At 74.4% G+C, this 20,115-nt stretch carries 25 protein-coding genes; 14 read left to right on the plus strand and 11 right to left on the minus strand.

Annotated features, from left to right (window positions below; genetic code table 11):
- The first annotated feature begins 87 nt into the window (after positions 1–87).
- From JOE68_RS15930 to JOE68_RS15950, 5 genes are all read left to right on the plus strand, one after another.
- On the plus strand, positions 88–783 hold the full coding sequence (locus JOE68_RS15930; protein ID WP_204843124.1) for a TtfA family protein: 696 nt from the start codon (positions 88–90) through the stop codon (positions 781–783).
- Entirely contained in the window at positions 780–1,559 is a 780-nt protein-coding gene (locus JOE68_RS15935; RefSeq protein ID WP_204843125.1) for an SDR family NAD(P)-dependent oxidoreductase, read from the plus strand. The genes JOE68_RS15930 and JOE68_RS15935 overlap by 4 nt, the downstream gene beginning before the upstream one ends.
- An 80-nt stretch (positions 1,560–1,639) precedes the next feature.
- A complete protein-coding gene (locus tag JOE68_RS15940) occupies positions 1,640–1,993 on the plus strand; it encodes a hypothetical protein (RefSeq protein WP_204843126.1) in 354 nt (117 codons plus the stop codon).
- A complete protein-coding gene (locus tag JOE68_RS15945; protein ID WP_204843127.1) occupies positions 1,990–2,934 on the plus strand; it encodes a WXG100 family type VII secretion target in 945 nt (314 codons plus the stop codon). Before JOE68_RS15940 ends, JOE68_RS15945 begins: the two co-directional genes overlap by 4 nt.
- A complete protein-coding gene (locus JOE68_RS15950; protein WP_204843128.1) occupies positions 2,931–3,359 on the plus strand; it encodes a hypothetical protein in 429 nt (142 codons plus the stop codon). The genes JOE68_RS15945 and JOE68_RS15950 overlap by 4 nt, the downstream gene beginning before the upstream one ends.
- Positions 3,360–3,489: 130 nt before the next feature.
- Here JOE68_RS15950 and JOE68_RS15955 read toward each other — a convergent pair whose 3' ends face one another.
- The gene (locus tag JOE68_RS15955) at positions 3,490–4,095 is read right to left on the minus strand and encodes a hypothetical protein (RefSeq protein ID WP_204843129.1); all 606 of its coding nucleotides are present in this window, start codon (positions 4,093–4,095) and stop codon (positions 3,490–3,492) included.
- Between the two features lie 51 nt (positions 4,096–4,146).
- Between JOE68_RS15955 and pyrE the strand changes: the two genes are divergently transcribed.
- The 5 genes from pyrE to JOE68_RS15980 all read left to right on the plus strand — a co-directional run bounded on the left by pyrE (position 4,147) and on the right by JOE68_RS15980 (position 7,702).
- Positions 4,147–4,701: an orotate phosphoribosyltransferase gene (pyrE, locus tag JOE68_RS15960; protein WP_307820036.1), complete on the plus strand. Its 555-nt coding sequence runs from the start codon at positions 4,147–4,149 to the stop codon at positions 4,699–4,701.
- A complete protein-coding gene (locus JOE68_RS15965; protein WP_204843131.1) occupies positions 4,701–5,390 on the plus strand; it encodes a hypothetical protein in 690 nt (229 codons plus the stop codon). The genes pyrE and JOE68_RS15965 overlap by 1 nt, the downstream gene beginning before the upstream one ends.
- A gap of 63 nt (positions 5,391–5,453) precedes the next feature.
- Positions 5,454–5,843 (plus strand): DUF2784 domain-containing protein, encoded by a 390-nt coding sequence (locus tag JOE68_RS15970; RefSeq protein ID WP_204843132.1) that lies wholly within the window; start codon positions 5,454–5,456, stop codon positions 5,841–5,843.
- A gap of 49 nt (positions 5,844–5,892) precedes the next feature.
- The gene (locus tag JOE68_RS15975; RefSeq protein WP_204843133.1) at positions 5,893–6,588 is read left to right on the plus strand and encodes a TrmH family RNA methyltransferase; all 696 of its coding nucleotides are present in this window, start codon (positions 5,893–5,895) and stop codon (positions 6,586–6,588) included.
- 25 nt (positions 6,589–6,613) lie between these two features.
- The gene (locus JOE68_RS15980) at positions 6,614–7,702 is read left to right on the plus strand and encodes a glycoside hydrolase family 76 protein (RefSeq protein ID WP_204843134.1); all 1,089 of its coding nucleotides are present in this window, start codon (positions 6,614–6,616) and stop codon (positions 7,700–7,702) included.
- 121 nt (positions 7,703–7,823) lie between these two features.
- On the opposite strand, the gene JOE68_RS15985 is transcribed toward JOE68_RS15980, so the two are convergent.
- Complete coding sequence (locus tag JOE68_RS15985) at positions 7,824–8,789, minus strand: LacI family DNA-binding transcriptional regulator (protein ID WP_204843135.1); 966 nt, start codon at positions 8,787–8,789, stop codon at positions 7,824–7,826.
- 100 nt (positions 8,790–8,889) lie between these two features.
- On the opposite strand from JOE68_RS15985, the gene JOE68_RS15990 reads away from it, so the two are divergent.
- Entirely contained in the window at positions 8,890–9,510 is a 621-nt protein-coding gene (locus JOE68_RS15990) for a nucleoside/nucleotide kinase family protein (RefSeq protein WP_307819705.1), read from the plus strand.
- 273 nt (positions 9,511–9,783) lie between these two features.
- Here JOE68_RS15990 and JOE68_RS15995 read toward each other — a convergent pair whose 3' ends face one another.
- Positions 9,784–10,476, minus strand: coding sequence for a DedA family protein (locus JOE68_RS15995; protein WP_204843137.1), 693 nt, complete (start codon positions 10,474–10,476; stop codon positions 9,784–9,786).
- A 129-nt stretch (positions 10,477–10,605) separates the two neighbouring features.
- Here JOE68_RS15995 and JOE68_RS16000 point away from each other — a divergent pair, with 129 nt between their 5' ends.
- Complete coding sequence (locus tag JOE68_RS16000) at positions 10,606–11,979, plus strand: FAD-binding oxidoreductase (RefSeq protein WP_204846131.1); 1,374 nt, start codon at positions 10,606–10,608, stop codon at positions 11,977–11,979.
- 19 nt (positions 11,980–11,998) lie between these two features.
- Here the strand turns inward: JOE68_RS16000 and JOE68_RS16005 are convergent, their stop codons facing one another.
- The 6 genes from JOE68_RS16005 to JOE68_RS16030 form a co-directional block, all read right to left on the minus strand.
- Entirely contained in the window at positions 11,999–13,174 is a 1,176-nt protein-coding gene (locus tag JOE68_RS16005; RefSeq protein WP_204843138.1) for a glycoside hydrolase family 18 protein, read from the minus strand.
- 51 nt (positions 13,175–13,225) lie between these two features.
- Positions 13,226–13,939, minus strand: a complete 714-nt coding sequence (locus JOE68_RS16010; RefSeq protein ID WP_204843139.1) for a DedA family protein — start codon at positions 13,937–13,939, stop codon at positions 13,226–13,228.
- 9 nt (positions 13,940–13,948) lie between these two features.
- Positions 13,949–14,134 carry a hypothetical protein gene (locus tag JOE68_RS16015; RefSeq protein ID WP_239565094.1) on the minus strand — a complete coding sequence of 62 codons (186 nt, stop codon included), beginning with the start codon at positions 14,132–14,134 and terminating at the stop codon, positions 13,949–13,951.
- A gap of 4 nt (positions 14,135–14,138) precedes the next feature.
- Positions 14,139–15,296, minus strand: a complete 1,158-nt coding sequence (gene nagA / locus JOE68_RS16020; RefSeq protein ID WP_204843140.1) for an N-acetylglucosamine-6-phosphate deacetylase — start codon at positions 15,294–15,296, stop codon at positions 14,139–14,141.
- Complete coding sequence (locus JOE68_RS16025) at positions 15,293–16,183, minus strand: ROK family protein (protein WP_204843141.1); 891 nt, start codon at positions 16,181–16,183, stop codon at positions 15,293–15,295. The genes nagA and JOE68_RS16025 overlap by 4 nt, the downstream gene beginning before the upstream one ends.
- Positions 16,184–16,635: 452 nt before the next feature.
- Positions 16,636–17,214, minus strand: a complete 579-nt coding sequence (locus JOE68_RS16030; RefSeq protein ID WP_204843142.1) for a SigE family RNA polymerase sigma factor — start codon at positions 17,212–17,214, stop codon at positions 16,636–16,638.
- Between the two features lie 67 nt (positions 17,215–17,281).
- Between JOE68_RS16030 and JOE68_RS16035 the strand changes: the two genes are divergently transcribed.
- Positions 17,282–17,560: a YciI family protein gene (locus JOE68_RS16035; RefSeq protein ID WP_204843143.1), complete on the plus strand. Its 279-nt coding sequence runs from the start codon at positions 17,282–17,284 to the stop codon at positions 17,558–17,560.
- Between the two features lie 253 nt (positions 17,561–17,813).
- Here JOE68_RS16035 and JOE68_RS16040 read toward each other — a convergent pair whose 3' ends face one another.
- Positions 17,814–18,761, minus strand: a complete 948-nt coding sequence (locus JOE68_RS16040; protein ID WP_204843144.1) for an aldo/keto reductase — start codon at positions 18,759–18,761, stop codon at positions 17,814–17,816.
- A 111-nt stretch (positions 18,762–18,872) separates the two neighbouring features.
- On the opposite strand from JOE68_RS16040, the gene JOE68_RS16045 reads away from it, so the two are divergent.
- A complete protein-coding gene (locus tag JOE68_RS16045; protein WP_204843145.1) occupies positions 18,873–19,700 on the plus strand; it encodes an LLM class F420-dependent oxidoreductase in 828 nt (275 codons plus the stop codon).
- A 44-nt stretch (positions 19,701–19,744) separates the two neighbouring features.
- Here the strand turns inward: JOE68_RS16045 and JOE68_RS16050 are convergent, their stop codons facing one another.
- Entirely contained in the window at positions 19,745–20,029 is a 285-nt protein-coding gene (locus tag JOE68_RS16050; protein ID WP_204843146.1) for a DUF427 domain-containing protein, read from the minus strand.
- Positions 20,030–20,115: the final 86 nt, after the last annotated feature.

Here is a 20,115-nt window from a genome sequence, read left to right on the forward strand (position 1 = left end):
GCCGGCGGGTAACGGGTTGGTCCGATCACGCGAACCGCCCCGCGCGTGATCTTCGTTCTGCCCGCCCGGCCCGCTACCCTCGCACCCGTGGGCATACCGGCGTGGGTCTGGTTCACCGTCGCCGCGGTCGCGGGTGTGGCGGGGTTCGTCCTGCTCGCCACCGACCGGGCGCAGCGCACCGCGCGCAACCGCGAGCGGCGTCGGTGGGCGGCGTTGCGCGGGTGGCAGTTCGAGGAGACCGACCACGTGCTGCCCACCCGCTGGGAGAGCGGCGCGATCGCGTACTACGGCACGGGCGTGGCGAAGGACGTGGTGGCGGGCTCGACGTTCACCGCGGACGGCCGCCGCCAGGTCTACGTGCTCGACCACGAGACCGGCGGCAAGGTCAACTCGGTGCTGGTCGGCGTGCGCTGCCGGCGCGCGATCGGCGTGGTGGTCGAGCTGTGGCTGCCCAGCGTGCCGTTCCAGCGCGACCAGATGCCCGACCTGCTGGGCCCGGTCGGCTCGCGGTACGCGTTCGTCGGCGAGCTGCCCGCCGCGCGCAGGCTGATCACCCCGGACCTGGTGGACGCCGCCGAGGAGATCGGCGGGGACGTGACCGTGGTGTGGCTGGAGAACGACTGGGTGCTGGCCGCCGCGCCGCCCAACTCGACGCCCGCCCGGCTGGAACGACTGCTGCGAGACCTGGGGGAGCTGGCCGACGTGGTGGACCCGTTCGACGCCGACCCGGAGGCCGAGACCGGTGGCGAGGTCCACCGCCCGCAGTTCGGCCGCAAGTCGTGACGCCGCCGCTGGCCCTGGTCACCGGCGCGACGGCCGGGTTGGGGGCCGCGTTCGCGCGCCGGCTCGCCGCCGAGGGCGACGACCTGGTGCTGGTCGCCCGCACGGCCGACCGCCTGGAGGCGACCGCGGCGGCGCTGCGCGACCGGCACGGCGTCCGGGTGGACGCGCTGCCCGCCGACCTGGCCACCGCCGAGGGCCGCGCGCAGGTGGAGGCGGTGCTGGCCGCCCGGCCGTTCGACCTCCTGGTGAACAACGCGGGCTTCGCCATCTCGGGCGAGTTCCCCACCGCCGACGCGGCCGAGCTGCAGGCCCAGCTCGACGTGAACGTGACCAGCGTGCTGCGGCTGACCCGGGCCGCCCTGCCCGGCATGGTGGAGCGCCGCCGGGGCGCGGTGGTCAACGTGTCCAGCGTCGCCGGCTTCCTGCCCGGCCGCGGCTCGACCTACAGCGCGGACAAGGCGTGGGTGACGTCGTTCTCCGAGGGCATGGCGCAGGCGACGGCGGGCACGGGCGTGCGCGTGCTGGCCCTGTGCCCCGGTTTCGTGCGCACCGAGTTCCACCGGCGCGCGCGCATCGACATGTCCGGCACGCCGGAGTTCCTCTGGCTGGACGCCGACCGCGTGGTGCGCGACTGCCTCGCCGACCTGCGCGCCGGGCGGCTGCTGTCGGTCCCGGGCGCGCAGTACAAGGCGATCCTGGCGCTGAGCAGGCTGCTCCCGCGCGGCGTGCTGCGCGCGCTGGCCTCCCGCGCGGCGGGCGCCCGCGGTCGCACCTGACGGCCGGTCCGCGATCGGCGGGAACCCGGCGGCCATCCGGACCGTCCCACTCCCCGAAGTGGAGGAGGAGGGATCCGCCCATGGGTGAGGGCTTCAAGGTCGAGCCTGCCGAGTTGCACGGGTACGGCGAGCTGCTGACCCGCAACGCGCAGCACTTCCTGACCATCAAGGACCACGCGGTGACCAGGGGCGGTGACACCGCGGGCTTCACCGGGCTGCTCGCGCTGCTCCACCCCGTCGTGACCGGTGTCGCGAACCTCTACGGCGAGACGCTGGACTTCGCCAACCGGATGATGGTCAAGGAGGCCGAGGGCCTGACCAAGGCCGCCGACCTCTACGCACAGGGCGAGCAGGCCGCGCTGGGCGTCCTGGACCAGGTGCTCGCCCAGCTGGCCGAGGCCGCGCAGGCGCCCGCGCTCGGAGGTGGCCGGTGACCGCCTACGCCGACGTCGAGGACCCCTCCGTCGCCCTGCGCGCCGCCGCCGAGGACCGGCCGGGCAGGCAGACCACCAGGGAGCTGATCGAGAAGGCCGGCTGGAAGATCCAGGGCGTCAACTGGATCTACGAGCAGGTCACCGGCGAGAACCTGGTCGAGTCGCTGATCAGCCCGCTGCTGGGCGACTTCGAGAAGATCGACGCCAACGCCAACGCGTGGGACCAGGTCGCGAAGGCCCTGGACTCGGTGCGGCACAACGTCGGCGCGGGCGTCGAGCAGCTGGGGCCGCACTGGGAGGGCGACGCGGCGCAGGCGTTCGAGCTGCGCATGAGCACCATGTGGGTGCTCGCCATCGAGGCGGACTCGCAGGTGGCGCGGATCATCGGCAACAAGTTCCAGTCGATGGCCTCGACCTGCCGCACGGCCACCGGCCTCGCGCTGACCCTGCTGGACAAGCTGGTCACCAAGCTGATGGAAGCCGTGCTCATGGCGCCCATCCCGGTGGTCGGCTGGGGCCGCGCGGTGTGGATGGTCTACGACGCGATCCAGATCGTGGACGCCATCCGCAAGATCATCCTGTCCATCCAGACGATCATCGAGGGCGTGCGGGGCATGGTGGACGGCATCGTCGCCATGGGCACGGCGCTGTCGAAGCTCAAGGACGTGCGCGACGTCAACGACCTGCTCGACGTGGTCGACGGGGTCCAGGACGGCAAGCAGAAGTTCGACAACGGCAAGTCGGCCGTGAAGTCCGGCGCGTTCAGCCTGGCGCTGGACGGCTACGGGCTGAAGAGCGCCGTCGGCGGCACCGGCCGGTACAGCGCCGGCGCGTCCGGTGGCGGCGCCGGCGGTGGGACCGGTGGCGGTGGTGGGACGGGCGGCGGTGGAGCGCCCGCCCCGGCCGCGAGCGGCGCCGGTGGCGGCGGGGGTGGGCAGTGACCTTCCCCTACGACCGGGCGCGGCTGGACGCGCTGGTGGCCGACGTGGACCGGCGGCTGTCCGAGGCGGAGCGGACCTCCCGCGAGGCCACCGGGGTGCAGCTGCGGTCCCGCGGGCTGTCCGAAGCGGACTACGCGGAGATCTCCCGGTTCGCCCGCAGCGCCGCCGCGCCGCGCGAGCTGCGCGACCTGGCCCGGCGGGTCGACTCGGGCGAGCTGTCCTGGCGGGACGTCGCGTCCGGTGAGCGCGCGGGCGACGAGGGCGTGCAGCGCGCGGTGCAGGCGGGCGTGCCCGAGCTCCGGCGCGCCTACGCGGCCCTGCGGGAGGGCGACGACCCCGAGGACGTCGCCGCCGCCGGCGCACCGCGCCCGGCCCGCCGCGATGACGACGACGAGCCGGGGCAGTTCACCGAGGACGCCTGGTGACGCCGGTCGGGTGACGCCAGCCTGGCGACGCGGGTCGGGTGGCGTGGGCCTGGAGACGCCGGTCGGGTGGCGCGGGTCAGGTGACGTCGGTCGGTGGCGCGGACCGGTGGCGCCGGTCGGGTGGCGCCGGTCAGGCGGCGGGGAAGTCGAACCCGTCGCCCCCGGTGTGGTTGGTGCCCACGCCGCGGACCACGTCGAACGCGAGGCCGACCGCGACGGCCAGCGACCGCGCCGGTTCGGGCGCGTCGGGGCGCACCCGCAGCACGTCGCGGCGCACCCGCCGGCCATCCCGCTCGGCGATCGCGCCCCGGGTGAACCCGGCGACGTCGCCGAAGTAGCAGATCCGCTGCCCGGCGGGGTCGAGCAGCGCGTAGTGGGTGCGGCTCTCGCGGCGCACCGAGCCGAGCGCCACGCCGTCCGCTCGGGTCACCCGGGTCGGTGGTTTGCCCGGTCCTTTCCGGATCAGCAGCAGCGGCCGGCCCGGACCCGGCGCCGCGAGGCCGGGCGCCACCGGGCCGGGACCCGCGAGGTCGGACACCACGAGGTCGAACACCGTGCGGCCGGAGAAACCCGTGGTGCGCAAGAGCCTGCGCACCGGGCCGAGCCGGCCGCGGTCCGCCACCGCCGCGACCGGCGCGCCGTGCTCGGTGTAGGCGCGGACCTCGTAGCGGGTGCCGAACAGGTGCCGGGCGGCGCCCCACGGCTGCTCGATGACCAGGGTGTCGGGAAGCGTCACGGTGTGCCAGCGTACGGGCGTATGACAGGCTTGGTCCCCGTGCGAACTGAAGTGGTTCTGGACTCCGGCGCCAAGGCGGAACTGGCGCGGCTGGTGAGCGAGTTGGCCGTCGTGCACGGCAAGGTGACGTTGTCCTCGGGCGCCGAGGCCGACTACTACATCGACCTGCGCCGCGCGACGCTGCACCACGCCGCCGCCCCGCTGATCGGCAGGCTGCTGCGGCAGCTCACCGCCGACTGGGACTACGTCGCGGCGGGCGGCCTGACCCTGGGCGCGGACCCGGTGGCCTGCGCGATGATGCACGCCGCGGCGGCGGCCGGGGAGGTGCTGGACGCGTTCGTGGTGCGCAAGGCGGCCAAGCAGCACGGGATGCAGCGCCGCATCGAGGGCATCGAGGTCGCGGGGCAGCGGGTGCTGGCGGTCGAGGACACCTCCACCACGGGCGGCAGCGTGCTGACCGCGGTCGAGGCCCTGCGCGAGGCGGGCGCCCACGTCGTCGGCGTCGCGACGGTCGTGGACCGGGGCACCGTCGCCCGCGAGGTGATCGAGGCGCAGGGGTTGGCCTACCGCTACCTGCTGGACCTCGCGGACCTCGGATTGGCCTGATGGCGGGCGTCGTCCTGCTGCTGGTGGTCGTGGCGGTCCTCGGGGTGGGGGTCGCCGTGGGGTTGGCGCGCCGCAGGCGCGACCCGTTCGCGGACCAGCGGTTCGCGAACCAGTGGGAGCAGCGGATGCGGGCGCTGGAGACCTCCCTGGGCTGGCGGTTCGTCGCCGAGGACCAGGGCTTCCCGGAACGCGTGCCGCAGCTCGGCCGGATGCTGGAGGCCGACCGCAGCCGGGTGAAGTGCCAGCTGGTCGGCCACTGGCGGGGCGTCCCCGTGCTGGCCGTCGAGGTGGTGCTGCGCGCGGACAACGTGGTGGCCGCGGAGTACCGGACGTACTCCGTGGTCGTCGTGCCCCGCCCGATGCCGGGGCCGTGGGTGCTGATCAGCCCGCGCAACGACAGCGTGTGGGGCCTGTTCGAGGAGTTCTCGGCGACCGGCGACCCGGCGTTCGACGGCCGCTACGAGGTGCGCCGGAAGAACCCGGCGTTCGCCGCGGCGCTGCTGGGCTCCGGGCTGGCCCAGGCGCTGCTGCAGGACCCGCGCGCGATCGGCGTGGCGATCGCGTTCGACGAGCACAACCTCGCGGCGGCGGCGCCGGGCCCGCTGCCGCAGGCGCCGCTGGGCGCCCTCGCCGACCTGCTGCTGGACGTCGCTTCGCGGGTGCCCTGGCAGGCGCTGCCCCGCGGGTGACGTGCGCTATATGCCGCGCACGGCCCCCCGGCCCGGCCTACCCTGGGTGGCAGGGAGGTCGCTATGGTCGCGCGCGCGTTCGCCGAACTGGTGATGGTGCTCCACTTCGGGGTGCTGATCTTCCTGGTGGTGGGCGGCTTCCTGGCGTGGCGCTGGCCCCGGCTGATCTACCCGCACCTGGCGATGGCGGCGTGGGGGCTGCTGGTGGTGACCTTCCCCCTGGCCTGCCCGCTGACGTGGCTGGAGAACGAGTTCCGCGCCGCCGCCGGCGGGCCGGAGCTGTCCACCGGCTTCATCGACACCTACATCGACGGCGTGCTGTACCCGGAGTCCGCCGCGCAGACCGTCCAGCTGGTGGTGGGGTTCGCGGTCGTCGTGTCGTGGGTCGGTTTCCACCTGCGGCGGCGGGCCGAGGCGGGGTCGTCGCCGGGGCACTCCGGGGTGTGCCGCTGAGCCGCGCGGTTACGATCCCCCGCGAGGTCGGTCTGGTGCGGGGAGCGGCGTGGTAGGACGAGTGGTCCTGGAAGGCTTTCACGCGGTCAAGCACGCGTTGCGGTTCGGCGCGGAGGTGGACCCGATCGTCGTGCTCGACCGGGAGCGGGCGGCGGCGCTCGCGCGGTCCCACGCCCCCGACCTGCTGGCGGTGTTCCGGGAGCGGGCGCGGGAGGTCGACGCCGCCGGGTTCGCCGCGGTGGTCGGGCGGGGGCACCCGACCGGGGTGGGCGCGCTGGCCGCGCGGCCGGCGGAGGTCGGGCCGGTGACCCGGACCGCGCCGCTGGTGCTGCTGGACAACCCCCGCAACCCGGGCAACTTCGGCGCGGTGGTCCGGGTCGCCGCCGGGCTGGGCGCGGGCGGCGTGGTCTCCACCGGGGACGTCGACCCGTGGCACCCCGCGGTGCTGCGGGGCAGCGCCGGGCTGCACTACGCGCTGCCGGTGGGGCGGTTGGCCGCGCTGGACGACCTCGCGGGCGAGGTGGTCGCCTTCGACGCCGACGGGTCGGACCTGCGGGACGCCGCGCTGCCCGACGACGCGGTGCTCGCGTTCGGGTCGGAGCGGCACGGCCTGTCCGACGCGGTGCGCCGACGCGCCGACCGGGTGGTGTCGCTGCCGATGCGGCCGAAGGTCTCCAGCTACAACCTGACCACCAGCGTCGCCATGGCGCTGTACCACTGGGCGCTGTTCCGGCGCGCTTCTTGACCGGTCGAGGGCGCAGGCTGGTGCCGTGACGACGACGAAGATCCTCGCCACCCGCGCGGGTGTCGCCGAACGCGCGGTCGAGAACCGCCACCTGCGGCGGGTCTGGGGGTTGCCGGGCACCGCGCTGGGTGCGACCGGGTGGCCGGTGGACTGGCCGGCGCGGGTGCACGTGCGGTTCAGCTACTGGTGGCAGGCGCACCTGCTCGACTGCTTCCTCGACGCCCAGCTCCGCTCGCCCACCGACGCGCGCCTGGGCGTGATCCGGCGGCTGGTGCGCGGCATCCGCGTGCGCAACCTCGTGGGGTGGACGAACGAGTACTACGACGACATCGCGTGGCTGGGCCTGGCGCTGCAGCGCGCCGCGCGAGCGGGGGTGGCGAAGCCGAAGGCCGTCGCCGCCATCGCGCGCCGGCTGCGGGCCGGGTGGACCGACGACGCCGGCGGCGGCATCTGGTGGCGGCGCGACGACGACTTCAAGAACGTGCCCGCCAACGGCCCGGCGGCGATCTTCTTCGCCCGGCTCGCGGCGGCCGGCGGCGACCGGGCCGACCTCGACCGCGCCCGGTCCACTGTGGACTGGTTGGAGGAGCGCCTGCTGGACCGGGGGACCGGTCTGTTCTGGGACGGCCTGCACGTCCACCCGGACGGGTCGGTCCGGGAGGTCGAGACGACCGTCTACACCTACTGCCAGGGCGTCGTGCTCGGCGCGTGCGTCGAACTCGGCGACGACTACGCCGACCGGGCGGCGGCCGTCATCGCGGCGGTGGACGACTCCCTGGCCGCCGACGGCGTGCTGCGCGGCCACGGCGGCGGCGACGGCGGGCTGTTCGGCGGGATCCTGGCGCGCTACCTCGCGCTGGCGGCGCTGCGGCTGGACCGGCCGGAGGCGGTCCGGGCCGCCGAGATCGTGCACCGGTCGGCGGAAGCGGTGTGGGCGAACCGGGTGACGGTGCTCGGCGAACCGCTGTTCGGTCCGGAGTGGACGGAGCGGGCGGAGCGGCCGGCCGCCGGGCGCGCGGAGCGGGACCTCTCGGTGCAGCTCGGCGGGTGGATGGCGTTGGAGGCGGCGGCTTCGTTGGAGCGCAACGGGATCATGCCGTCGTCGCGCGGCTGATCGGTGCCGGTCCGGTCGCGTTGTCGCCGGGGTGGTCGCGTTGTCGTTGGGCTGGCCGCGTTGTGGTGGAGCGGTGTCGGTTTGATCGCGCTGTGGTGGAACGGTCGCGCCGGCGCGGTGGTCAGGCCGAGTGCGGGCAACCGCAGGACTGGCGGTGCCGGAGCGCGGGGGGCAGCCGGATCGTCTCCGGGGCGCGGTCGGGGTCCGCGATGCGCGCCAGCAGCAGCCGCACGGCGGTCCGCCCGATCTCCTCCACCGGCTGCGCCATGGTGGTCAGCGGCGGGTCGACCAGCTCCGCCCACTCCACCTCGTCGTAGGTCACCAGCGCCAGGTCCGCGCCGATCCGCACGCCCCGCGCGCGAGCGGTGCGCAGCACGTCGACCAGCGCCTGGTGGTCGCCGACCACGACCGCGGTCGCCCGGCCCAGCAACGGGTCGAGCGAGCCCGCGACCAGGTCCTCGTCCCAGGCCAGCCCGGCGCGGCCCAGGCCCAGCCGGTAGCCCAGCACGCGCTCGTCGGTGGTCGCGAGGCCGGGCGTGCCGGTGACCAGGCCGATCCTGCGGTGGCCCAGCTCGGCGACGTGGCGCACCAGCGCGGAGGTCGCCTGCACGTTCTCCGGCCCCACCTGGTCCAGGTCCCGGGCCACGGTCAGCCGGTCCACCAGCACCGTCGGGACGCCCAGCCGGCGCAGCTCCGGCAGCGCCGCCGACCCGGACGTGGGCGTGAGCAGCACGCCGTCGACCCGCCGCGACCGCAGCATCCGCACCGCCGCCTGCTCGGACTCGGCGGAACCCCGCGTGTCGATCAGCACCAGCGTGTACCCGGCGTCGGTGGCCTCGGCCTCGATCGCCGCGATCAGCTCCGCGAAGTACGGGTGCGACACCAGCGACACCGCGAGGCCCAGCGACTTCGTGCCGCCGGTGACCAGGGAGCGGGCGATGGCGTCCCCGGTGTACCCGGTCTCCTCGATCGCCTTCAGGACCCGTTCCCTGGTGTCCGGCGCGACCGACCTGGTCTCGTTGACCACGTGCGAAACCGTGGTGATGGAGACGCCGGCCAGTGCGGCGACCTCCTTCATGGTGACCATGGACCCGTCCCCGTTGAGCCGGCGCAAGCGATTGCGGATGAGCCTACCCGCGCTCCTGCGCCACTGCTCCGCAGGCGGCGGGAGGGGGGAGGATGGGGGTGTGCGGTTCGGAGAGCTGGTCGAGCGGGCCCAGGAGTTGGCGGCGGGTGGCGGGCGACGGGTGCTGGGCATCGCGGGCGCGCCCGGCTCCGGCAAGTCCACCCTCGCGCGGCGGTTGGTCGAGGCGCTGGGCGGCTCGGCGGCGCTGGTCGGGATGGACGGGTTCCACTTGGCGCAGAAGGAGCTGGAGCGGCTCGGGATCGCCGGGCGCAAGGGCGCGCCGGACACCTTCGACGCGGCCGGGTACGCGGAGCTGCTCGCCCGGCTGAGGGCCGCCGGGCCGGACGTGGTGTACGCGCCGGAGTTCCGGCGGGAGATCGAGGAGCCGGTGGCGTGCGCCGTGCCGGTGCCGCCGGAGGTCCCGCTGGTGGTGACGGAGGGCAACTACCTGCTGCTGGGGCAGGGGCCGTGGGAGCGGGTGCGGGGGCTGCTGGACGAGGTGTGGTTCCTGCGGGTGGCGGAGGAGGTGCGGGTCGCCAGGCTGGTGGACCGGCACGTGCGCTACGGGCGTCCGGTCGGGGAGGCGCGGGAGCGGGTGCTGCGGGGGACGGACCACGTGAACGCCCTGCTCGTGGACGCGTCGGCGGGGGGTGCTGACCTGGTGATCGGAGAGGTGTGCTGAGGGTTTGCGCTCGGTGCGGTGCGGATCCCGGTGGAAGAGCTGAAAGAGCCCTCGCCGGACGGGCAGGCCGCCAAGGAGGAGGAAAAGGAACAGCGGTCGTGTTCTCCCCGCATGGCCTGTCTAAAGACGACCATGCTTTTCCCGGGGGTGCAAGCGAAAAGCGTGCTTGCACCCCCGGGAAAAGCATGGTAGCCCTCCGGGCAGGCCATACGGGGAGAACACGAGGGCACCGGGCTGCACGGGGCGTGCGGAGCCCTGGGCGGGAGTGCGGTGCTACTGGTTCTCGGAGGTGCCCGGGTTGCCGCCGGAGGTGGTGATCTCCTCCTCGACCGGCTTCCGCATTTCCTGGCGGTACCGGTAGAGGCCGTAGGCGGTGCCGACGACGAAGAACGCGACGCTCGCGATCACGGCTGCCGTCTGGAGCCAGGGGACGGCCGTCAGCAGGCCCGCGCCGTAGTAGCCGGCCAGGACCAGGGTCGGCACCCACGCCAGGGCGCCGATGGTGGTCGCCAGCATGAACCTGCGCGGGTCCATGTGGGCCGCGCCGGCGATCATCGGGGCCAGCGTGCGCACCCACGGGATCCAGCGGGCCAGGACGATGGCCCAGAAGCCGCGGCGGTCGAGGAAGTCGCGGGCCTTGGCCAGGTTCTCCTTGTTCAGGACCTTGCCGCCGCGCCGGGCCAGGAGCCGGGTGCCGGTGTGCCTGCCGATGTAGTAGCCGATCTGGTTGCCGACCACGGCCACGACCATGGCGGCGATCGAGAGCAGCCACGCGCTCAGCTCGCCGTCGTGCTGCGCGAGCACCACGCCGGCCGCGAACAGCAGCGAGTCGCCGGGCAGGAACAGGCCGAAGATGAACGCGCACTCGAAGAAGACGAAGCTCAGCGTGATGAGCCACACGGCCAACGGGCCTGCGGTCTCCAACGGGGCGAACGCGACTGCTTCGGACGTTGCGGACAACACCACGGTGCCACCCTACGTGGCCGGTGCGCGCCGGCAGGACGACTCCGGGCGAACACCGGTCGAAAGCTCGGCTCCGGGTTCCGCTGCGCTACCACTCGAACACCGAGGGTGCAGGGGGCTAGCGTGGACGGGGTGGAGGCCCTGCTCACCGAACTGCGCGCGGCCCTCGGACGGGACGCGGTGCTGACCGACGCCGACGTGACGGCCGCCTACCGGCACGACATGATGCCGCTGGCGCCGCACGGGCAGCCCCTGGCGGTGGTGCTGCCGACCTCGACCGGGCAGGTGCAGGCGGTGGTGCGGGCGTGCGCGGCGCACCGGGCGCCGATCGTGCCGCGCGGCGCGGGCAGCGGGTTGTCCGGCGCGGCCAACGCCGTCGACGGGTGCGTGGTGCTGGTCACCACCAGGATGAACGCGATCGTGGAGGTCGACGCGGACAACCGGCTGGCCGTCGTGGAGCCGGGGGTGGTGAACCTGGACCTGCGCGCCGCGGTGGAGAAGCACGGGCTGTTCTACCCGCCGGACCCGTCCAGCTACGACTGGTGCACGATCGGGGGAAACCTGGCCACCAACGCGGGCGGGCTGTGCTGCGTGAAGTACGGCGTCACCACGGACTCGGTGCTGGGGCTGGAGGTGGTGCTGGCCGACGGCTCGCTGCTGCGGACGGGCCGGCGCACGGTCAAGGGCGTGGCCGGGTACGACCTGACGAAGCTGTTCGTGGGCAGCGAGGGCACGCTCGGCGTCATCACGCGGGCGACGCTGGCGCTGCGCCCGCTGCCGCAGGCGCCCGCGACGCTGGTGGCGACCTTCGACAGCACGGTCGAGGCGGGCGCGGCGGTGGCGCGGGTGGTGCGCGAGGGCGTCGTGCCGTCGCTGATGGAGATCATGGACCGGACCTCGATCGAGGCGGTCGAGCGGTACCTGAGGACGGACCTGGACGCGGGCGCGGCGCTGCTGATCTGCCAGTCCGACTCGGGCGGCGAGGCGGCCCGGCGGGAGCTGGCGGTGGTCGAGCAGGCGTGCGCCGACGCCGGCGCGGGCCTCACCTACGTCACCGAGGACCTGGCGGAGGGCCGCGAGCTGCTGACCGCGCGCCGGTCGGTGCTGATGGCGCTGGAGGTCTACGGCGCCTGGCTGACCGACGACGTGTGCGTGCCCCGGACCCGGATCGCCGAGCTGATCACCGCGTGCGAGCGGATCGCGGCCGAGTTGGGCCTGCGGATCGCGGTCGTCGGGCACGCCGGCGACGGCAACATGCACCCGACGATCGTGTACGACCCGGGGTCGGCGGACGAGCTGGCGCGGGCGCGCAGGGCGTTCGAGGAGATCCTCGCGGTGGGGCTGGCGCTGGGCGGGACGGTGACCGGCGAGCACGGCGTCGGCAAGGTCAAGCAGGAGTGGCTGGCCACCGAGATCGGCCCGGTGGGGCTGCGGGTCCACCGCGGGATCAAGCGCGCGCTGGACCCAGGGAACCTGTTCAACCCCGGGTCGATGTTCAGCTGCTGAGCGGTCGCGGGGCCCGCGGTCAGCGGAAGGGCTCGGCCATCGCTTCGAGGAGGCTGTGCCGCGCGTCGTCGTGGCCCAGCTCCCACATGAACGCCCCGAGCAGCCCGCGGCGCTTGGCGTAGCCCGCGCGGATGCCGATGGAGCGCGGGTCCTCGAAGCTGACGAACTTGCGCTCGGCCGCGTTGTACAGCCAGGGGCTCTGCGCCACGGGGTGCCAGTGCTCGCGCCAGCCGGGCGTCGCGCGCAGGCGCTGCACCTCGTCGAACCCGTCGACCCAGAACGCGCTCTCGTACGGCTGGTACAGGCCGTGGTCCGGGCCCTCCTGGCGGACCTGGAAGCCGCGGCCGTAGAACGGGGTGCCCAGGACGAGCTTGCGCGGCGGGACGCCGTGCCGCACGTAGTACTCGACGGCGCCGGTCACGTTGTTCCAGCGGCGGTCGGCGGCGGGCATCGGGTCCTCGCGCACCTCCCGCATCGGCGCGTTGAACGTCGCCACCGGGGAGAAGCCGGTGCCCATGTCGTAGGTCATGAGGGTGATGAAGTCCAGCTCCCGCCCCAGCGCGCCCAGCTCGAAGCTGCGCGCCGGGTCGTACGGGCCGTCGGTCTGCAGCCGCCCGGTGGGCAGGGCGGCGGTGACCAGCGCGCCCCGCGGCAGCTGCCGGCGGAACTCCCGCACCAGCAGGGTCATGTTGCGCCGGTCCTCGGGGCGGTCGGTGATCTCGGTCGGCCCGCCGTAGACCGGGAACTCCCAGTCGACGTCCACGCCGTCGAAGACGCCCCCGTGCCGCTCGAAGAACAGCTCGGCGCAGGACGCCACGAACGCCCTTCGGGAGTCGCGGGTCAGCGCCGCGTCGGAGAAGCCGCCCGCGCCCCAGCCGCCGATGGAGATGAGCGCCTTCAGGGAAGGCTTGCGGCGCTTGAGGTCCGCGATGTCGGCGAAGTCCTTGGCCGCGGTGGGCGCGTTGAGCGCGCACCGGCCGCCCTCGATCGTGGAGAACGCGTAGAACAGGTGCGTGATCGGGGTGTCGCCGGGGATCGCCGAGATCGGTTTCGACCCGCTGAACCAGTTGCCGTAGTACGCGCCGATCACGGCCCGCCCGCCCGCGGCCGTCGCCGGGGCGGCGGTCGCGGGGGTCGTCGTGCCGGTCACCAGCAGCAGGAGGGCCGCGCAGGCGGCCAGCGCGTTCCGGAGCACCCCTCAACTGGTACAGACCACTGAGGGGTGCGGTCAACCGCTGATCAGCGGCTAGTCGATGCGCCCGAACTGCTGGGTGATGTCGTCGGCCTCCTGCACCAGCAGGGCCTTCTTCTCCCGGCGCGCCTTGACGACCTCGATGATGATCGGGACCACCGAGATCAGCACGATCAGGATCAGCATCATCTCCAGGTTGTCGCGCACGAACTGGATCTGACCCAGGAAGTAGCCCAGCACGGTCAGCCCGGCCGCCCAGGCCACACCGCCGACGAACGAGTAGGTGAAGTACTTGCGCGCGTCCATCCGGCCGACGCCCGCCATCGCGGTGATGAAGGTCCGCACGATCGGCACGAACCGGGCCATCACGATCGCGCGGGCGCCGTACTTCTCGAAGAACTCGTGCGTCTTGTCGACGTACTCCTTCTTGAAGATCTTCGACTCCGGTTTGGCGAACAGCGCGGGTCCGGCGCGGTGGCCGATCCAGTAGCCCACCGCGTTGCCCAGCATGGCGCAGGCCGTGAGCAGCACGCAGACCAGCCACAGCGGGTAGTCCATGACGCCGTTGGCGACGAACAGACCCGCCGTGAACAGCAGCGAGTCACCGGGCAGGAAGAACCCGATCAGCAGGCCGCACTCGGCGAAGACGATGAAGCACAGGCCGAACAGCATGTACGGCCCGAGTCCCTCGAGCAGCTTCTGCGGGTCCAGCCAGTCCGGGCCGAGGGCGAGCGGGGAGGAGGCGAGCGCGACCGTCACCCGGACCACGGTACAGGCTCAACGGAGCGTGATCACCGCCACGACCGTCCCGGCCGCGAGCCCGAGCAGCACGGCGAGCAGCAGCACCCACCCCGCGCCCGGCGCCGGACCGGCCGGCCGGGGCGCCGGGGCGGGCACGCCGCCGGTGCTGGTGGCCTGCGCGCGCAGCGCGTCGGCCACCAGCCGCTCCTGGTCGTCGGGCACCAGGTCAGTCTTTCACCCACTCGCCCCGGCTCATCACCTCGTGGGGCCTGAACTCCTCGTCCAGCACCACCAGGTCGGCGTCCAGGCCCGCCTTGATCTCGCCGGTGCGGCCCTCCAGCCCCAGCAGGCGCGCGGGCCGGGTCGCGGTGGCGACGACCGCCTCCTGGACGGTCATCCCGCACGACTGCACCGCGTTGCGGAACGCCGCGTCCATCGTGAGCGTGCTGCCCGCCAGCGAGGCGCCGCCGGCGAGCGTCGGCACGCCGTCCACGACGCGCACCTCCAGCCCGCCCACGTCGTACACGCCGTCGCCCACGCCGGCCGCCGCGATCGCGTCGGTGACCAGGACGGTGCGGCCGACGCCCGCGTGCCGGGCGGCCAGCCGGACCGCCGTCGGGTGCAGGTGCACCAGGTCGCAGATCAGCTCCACGGTGACCCGCTCGTCGTCCAGCAGCGCGCCGATCGGACCGGGCTCCCGGTGGTGCAGCGGGCGCATCCCGTTGAACAGGTGCGTCGCCACCGTCGCTCCGGCCTCCACGGCGGGCCGGATCTGGGCCTCGGTCGCGTCCGTGTGGCCGATCGCGGCCAGGACATCGTTGTCGACCAACTGGCGCACCGCCTCCACGCCGTGCTCCAGCTCCGGCGCGACGGTCACCATGCGGACCGCCCCGCGCCCGGCGATGAGCAGCTGGTTGACCGACGCGCGGTCCGGCGGGCACAGGATGGCGGGGTCGTGCGCGCCGCAGCGGGCCGCCGACAGGAACGGGCCCTCCAGGTGGATGCCCGAGACCACGCCGTCCTGCACCAGCTCGGCCAGCGCCGCCACCTGGTCGGCGAGCTCCGGGATCGGGCGGGAGACCAGGCTCGCGAGCAGCGTCGTCGTGCCGTGCCTGCGGTGCGCGGCGGCGGCCCGGCGCACCCGCTCCGGGTCGGCGCTGGTGAACGCCTCACCCCCACCGCCGTGGCAGTGGATGTCCACGAAGCCCGGCACCAGCCAGTTGCCGCTGACGTCGGTCGTGGGCCCCTCCGGCGGCGCGCCCTCGCCCACGGCGGCGATCGCGCCGTCCCGCACCGCCACCCACCCGTCGTCGAGCACTCCGTCGGGCGTGACGACCCGACCACCGGTCAGGGTCACGTCCACCGGTCCACCCCACGTGCTCATCTCTCCTCCAGCATGTCGATGGCCAGCAGCGCGGCGCCGAGGCATCCGGCCTCGTCACCCAGCGCGGCCAGCCGCAGTTCCGGACGCCGCTGGAAGGTGATCAACCCGTCCAGCCGGTCCCGCAACGGGTCCGTGAGCAGCGGCCCGGCCAGGGCGAGACCGCCGCCCAGGACCACCGCCTCCGGGCCCAGTAGAGCCGCTACCAGCAGGATGCCCCTCGCGAGGGCGTCCACCGCCTCCTGCCACACCACCACCGCGTCCGGCTCGCCCGCTCGGACCAGCTCCGCGACGTCGGCGGCGCCGTTGACCGGCCGGCCGGTCCGCTCGGCGTACCGGCGCGCGATGGCCGCGGACGAGGCCCTGGCCTCGACGCAACCCGATTGGCCGCAGCCGCACGGGTCGCCGTGGCCGACGTCGACGTGGCCGATCTCGCCGACGCAGCCGTCGCCCCGGTAGATCCTGCCGTCCAGCACCAGCGCCGCGGCGATGCCCGTGCCGATCGGCATGATCACCGCGTTGCCGAGCCCGCGGGCGCTGCCGATGCGGAACTCGGCCAGCCCGCCCGCCCGGACGTCGTGCCCGAACGAGGTGCGCAACCCGGTGCGCGCCTCGACCTGCTTGACGAACGGGAAGTCCTGCCAGCCGAGGTTGGCCGAGTACACGCCGATGCCGCCGTCCTCGTCCACGACGCCGGGCACGACCAGGCCGACCGCCTCCACGTCGGCGTCCGCGCGCAGGTCCTCGACCAGCGAGGCCACCTCGTCGACCACGGCCTCGGCGTCCTTGGGGGTAGCCCGTCGCCGCTGCCGCACCGCCCGCACGTCGCCGGTGGTGCCGGCCACCAGGGCAGCCTTGGTCTCAGTACCGCCGACATCGACGGCTATCACGTGTCTAGTGCGCGCCACGAGGACCGATACTGCGGCATCGCCCCACCATTGGTCTATACCAAGTGCCCGATTCCCCCACCCGGTACACCTCGGCCGACCCCGGCACGCCCGCGCCGGCGGCCCCGCCGGGTTCTGTGGACCCCAGGGCGCCCCCGCCCGTCCGGCGGTGCTCCCGCGGGGCGCGCGTGGGCGCCTTCAGGGCGAGCCCGGTGTTCCCGGCCGGCCGGGCGGGCGAATCCGGTCGTCGGTTTTCCCGCGCGCGCCGGAAACCGCCCACCGGTGATCGGGGCGGTGCGGGCGAAAAGCGCCGAGCGATTCCCACCGGGCCCGTGGGCCACCGGGGTGACCCGCGGTCCGCGGGGGATGTGCGCTGCGTGCAGCCGTGGACGGGGTGCGCGCGAGGCGGAGCGGAACGGCCCCGGCGGGCGCCGGGAATTCGACCCGGGAAAGGGTCAGCGGGCCGCCATGATCTTCTGCAGGGCGTCCAGGGCGCGGCTCGCCGTGCTTTTCACGGTGCCCTTGGAGATGCCGGTCGCCTCGGCGATCTCGGCTTCCGACAGGTCGCCGTAATAGCGCAGCACGAGCACCTCGCGCTGCCGGGGCGGCAGCTGGGACAGCGCCGCCACGACCGCCTGGTGCTCGGCCGTCAGCATGGCCAGGCTCTCCGCCGAACGGGCGTTCGCCACGTGCGGCGGGGTGTAGTCGCGGGCGGTCTTGCGGCGGCGCAGGACGCTGCGCGAGCCGTTGACCACCGCCGTGCGCAGGTAGCCGACGGCCGCCTGGGCGTCCCGCAGGTTGGACCAGTTGCGGTGCAGGCCGGTGAAAGCCTCCTGGACCACGTCCTCCGCGGTGGCCGGTTCGTCGACCAGGAGCAGGGCCAACCGGACCAGCCGCATCCGGTGCTGGCGGTAGAGGTCCTCCAGGGTGAGCGGACCGGTGGGGGGCGGGGCCGCGCCGTCCTGGATCCGCAGGTTCGTCAGCGTGTCCTGGACACGTGCGATGCCGCCGCTGTTGCGCTCCGAGCCGACCACGGAAAAGACCGTACCTCCTGTGCCGGTAGCTTCGGTCGTCAGCGTTGGTCTCTCGCGGAGGTGGGCTGTGGCCAGGTTCGTGGTCGAGTTGGAGTTCGGGGACGACCAGGAGGGGCGGCTCGCCGTCCGACCCGCGCACCGGGAGTACCTGGCGACCCTGGTCGACCGGGGGAAGCTGCTGGTGGCCGGGCCGTACGCCGACCAGACGGGCGCGGTGCTGGTCTACGAGGCCGAGGACGAGGAGGAGCTGCGCGCCCTGCTCGCCGCCGACCCGTACACGCCCGCCGGCGTGGTGGCCGGCACCCGCGTGCACGAGTGGGAGCCGGGCCTGGGGGTCTGGCTCTAGCGCCCGCCGGCCCGTGGTCGGCGGCGGGCGCCCGGCTCGCCGCCGACCGGTCCGCGGCCTGGGGGAACCGCGGGCCGCCGACCCGGCCGGGCACGTGCCCGGCCCCGGGGCGCCGCTCGACGGCGCGCCCGACGCCCCGGCCGACGCCGGGCGCCGCCCGGCCCGCCGGGCGCCCCTCCGCCCGGCGGACACCGCGACGCGCCCGGCCGCCGGCAGGCCGCACCGCCGGGCCGGGTCGGCCGCGAGCGGCCCGTCACCCGGCGGTCGGCTCGCTCGCCGCGCTCAACCGGGCGACCTCCTCCGCCTTCAGCTCCAGCTCCAGGACGGGCAGCAGGTCGGCCAGCTGCTCCACCGTCCGCGCGCTGGCGATCGGCGCGGCCACGGTCGGCTGGGCCGCGAGCCACGCCAGCGCCACGGCGGCGACGGTCGTGTCGTGCGCGGCGGCGACCTCGTCCAGCGCCGCCAGCACCCGCAGGCCGCGCTCGTCGAGGTACCCCGAGGCCGCCGAGGCGCGGGCGCTGGCCACCTCGACCCCCGGCCGGTACTTGCCGGTCAGGAAGCCCCGCGCCAGCCCGAAGTACGGCACGGCGGACAGGCCCGCGCCCGCCACGGCCGCCGCCAGGTCCTCCTCGTAGGACCGCTCGACCAGGTTGTAGTGCGGCTGGAGCGCCACGAACGGGGCGAAGCCCTCGCGCTCGGCGATCGCCAGCGCCGAGGCCAGCCGCTCGGCGGTGAAGTTCGACGCGGCGACGTGGCGGACCTTGCCCGCCCGCACCAGCGCGTCGAACGCCGCCAGCGTCTCCTCCTGCGGCGTCGCCGGGTCGTCCTGGTGGGCGTAGTACAGGTCGATGTGGTCCACGCCCAGCCGCCGCAGCGAGGCTTCCGCGGCGGTGGCGACGGTGTCGGCGCGCAGGTTGTCCAGGCCGCCCTCGCCGAGCATCCCGACCTTCGTGGCCACGACCACCCGGTCCCGGTTGCCGCGCGCCCGCAGCCACCGGCCGATGACCGCCTCGGACTCGCCGCCGGTGTGGCCCTCGGCCCACGCCGAGTACACGTCGGCGGTGTCCACGAAGTCGCCGCCCGCCTCCGCGTACGCGTCGAGCACGGCGAACGACGCCGCCTCGTCGGCGGTCCACCCGAACACGTTGCCGCCCAGGCACAGGCGGGCCACGTCGAGGTCACTGGTTCCCAGAGTCGTCATGGTGTGGACTCAACCGCACGGGGCGCGACCGCGCCGAACGTCACAGCCAGGACTAAAACGGTGGGGAGTTCCGGTTGCCCCGGACGACCCCCCCGACCGAGAGGAGTCGAGATGACGGTGGAGCTGGGCAGGTTCGGCGTGTGGGCGCTCGCGACCCGCTACGACGGGCGTGCGGAGGCCGCGGCCGGGCTGGAGGAGCTCGGGTTCGGCACGCTGTGGCTGGGCGGCGCGCCCGACGGCGGTGTCCTGGGGCTGGTGGCCGAACTGCTCGACGCCACCGACCGGCTCATCGTCGCGACCGGCATCCTCAACGTCTGGACCACGCCCTCGGCGCAGGTCAACGCGGGCTACCGGGAGCTGGCGCAGACCGACCGGTTCCTGGTCGGCGTCGGGGCCGGCCACCGGGAGAGCGTGGGTGAGGCTTACCACAGCCCGTACCAGAAGCTGGTGCACTACCTGGACGAGCTGGACGTCCCGCGCGACCGCCTGGCCCTGGCCGCCCTCGGCCCGCGCGTGCTGCGGCTGGCCGCCGCGCGCACCAGCGTCGTGCACCCCTACCTGGTGACGCCCGAGTACACCGCGCGGGCCCGCGAGACCATCGGCTCGGGCCCGCTGCTCGCGCCCGAGCAGCACGTCGTGCTGGAGGAGGACCCGGCCGCGGCGCGGGCCGTCGGCCGCGAGAACCTCGCCTACTACCTCGGGCTGGAGAACTACGCCAGGAACTGGCTGCGCAGCGGCTTCACCGAGGACGACCTGCGCGACGGCGGCAGCGACCGGCTGGTGGACGCGCTGGTGGCGTGGGGGTCGGTGGACCGGGTCGCGCGCCGGCTGCGCGAGCACCACGAGGCCGGGGCCGACCACGTGTCCGTGCAGCTGCTGGGCGAGCAGCAGGACACCTCGCCGCGGTTCCGCGAGCTGGCCGCCGCGCTGGCCGAGTAGGGGCGGTGGCGCGGGGGCGGGCGACCGCCCCCACCGCCGGTCGGTCAGTCGGAGACCTCGACACCCCGCCAGAACGCGACGCGCCCCTTGATGTCGGCCGCCGCCTCCTTGGGTTCCGCGTAGTACCACGCGGCGTCGGCGTTCTCCTCGCCGTTCACCCGGAGCGTGTAGTAGTTCGCCGTGCCCTTCCACGGGCACACCGTCGTGGTGTCGGAAGGCCGCAGGTACCCGGCGTGCACCGACTCCAGGGGGAAGTAGTGGTTCCCCTCCACCAGCTCGGTCTGGTCGCTCTCGGCGATGATCTCGCCGTTCCACCGTGCGATCGCCATGGCACCACTATGCCGGTGATCGACTTCTCTTGCCGGGCGGTGCCCGTAGGATGCTGCCGACACCGCGTTCCGGGCACCCGAGGAGG

It is taken from the genome of Saccharothrix algeriensis (genome assembly GCF_016907655.1).
Classification (GTDB): Bacteria; Actinomycetota; Actinomycetes; order Mycobacteriales; family Pseudonocardiaceae; genus Actinosynnema; species Actinosynnema algeriense.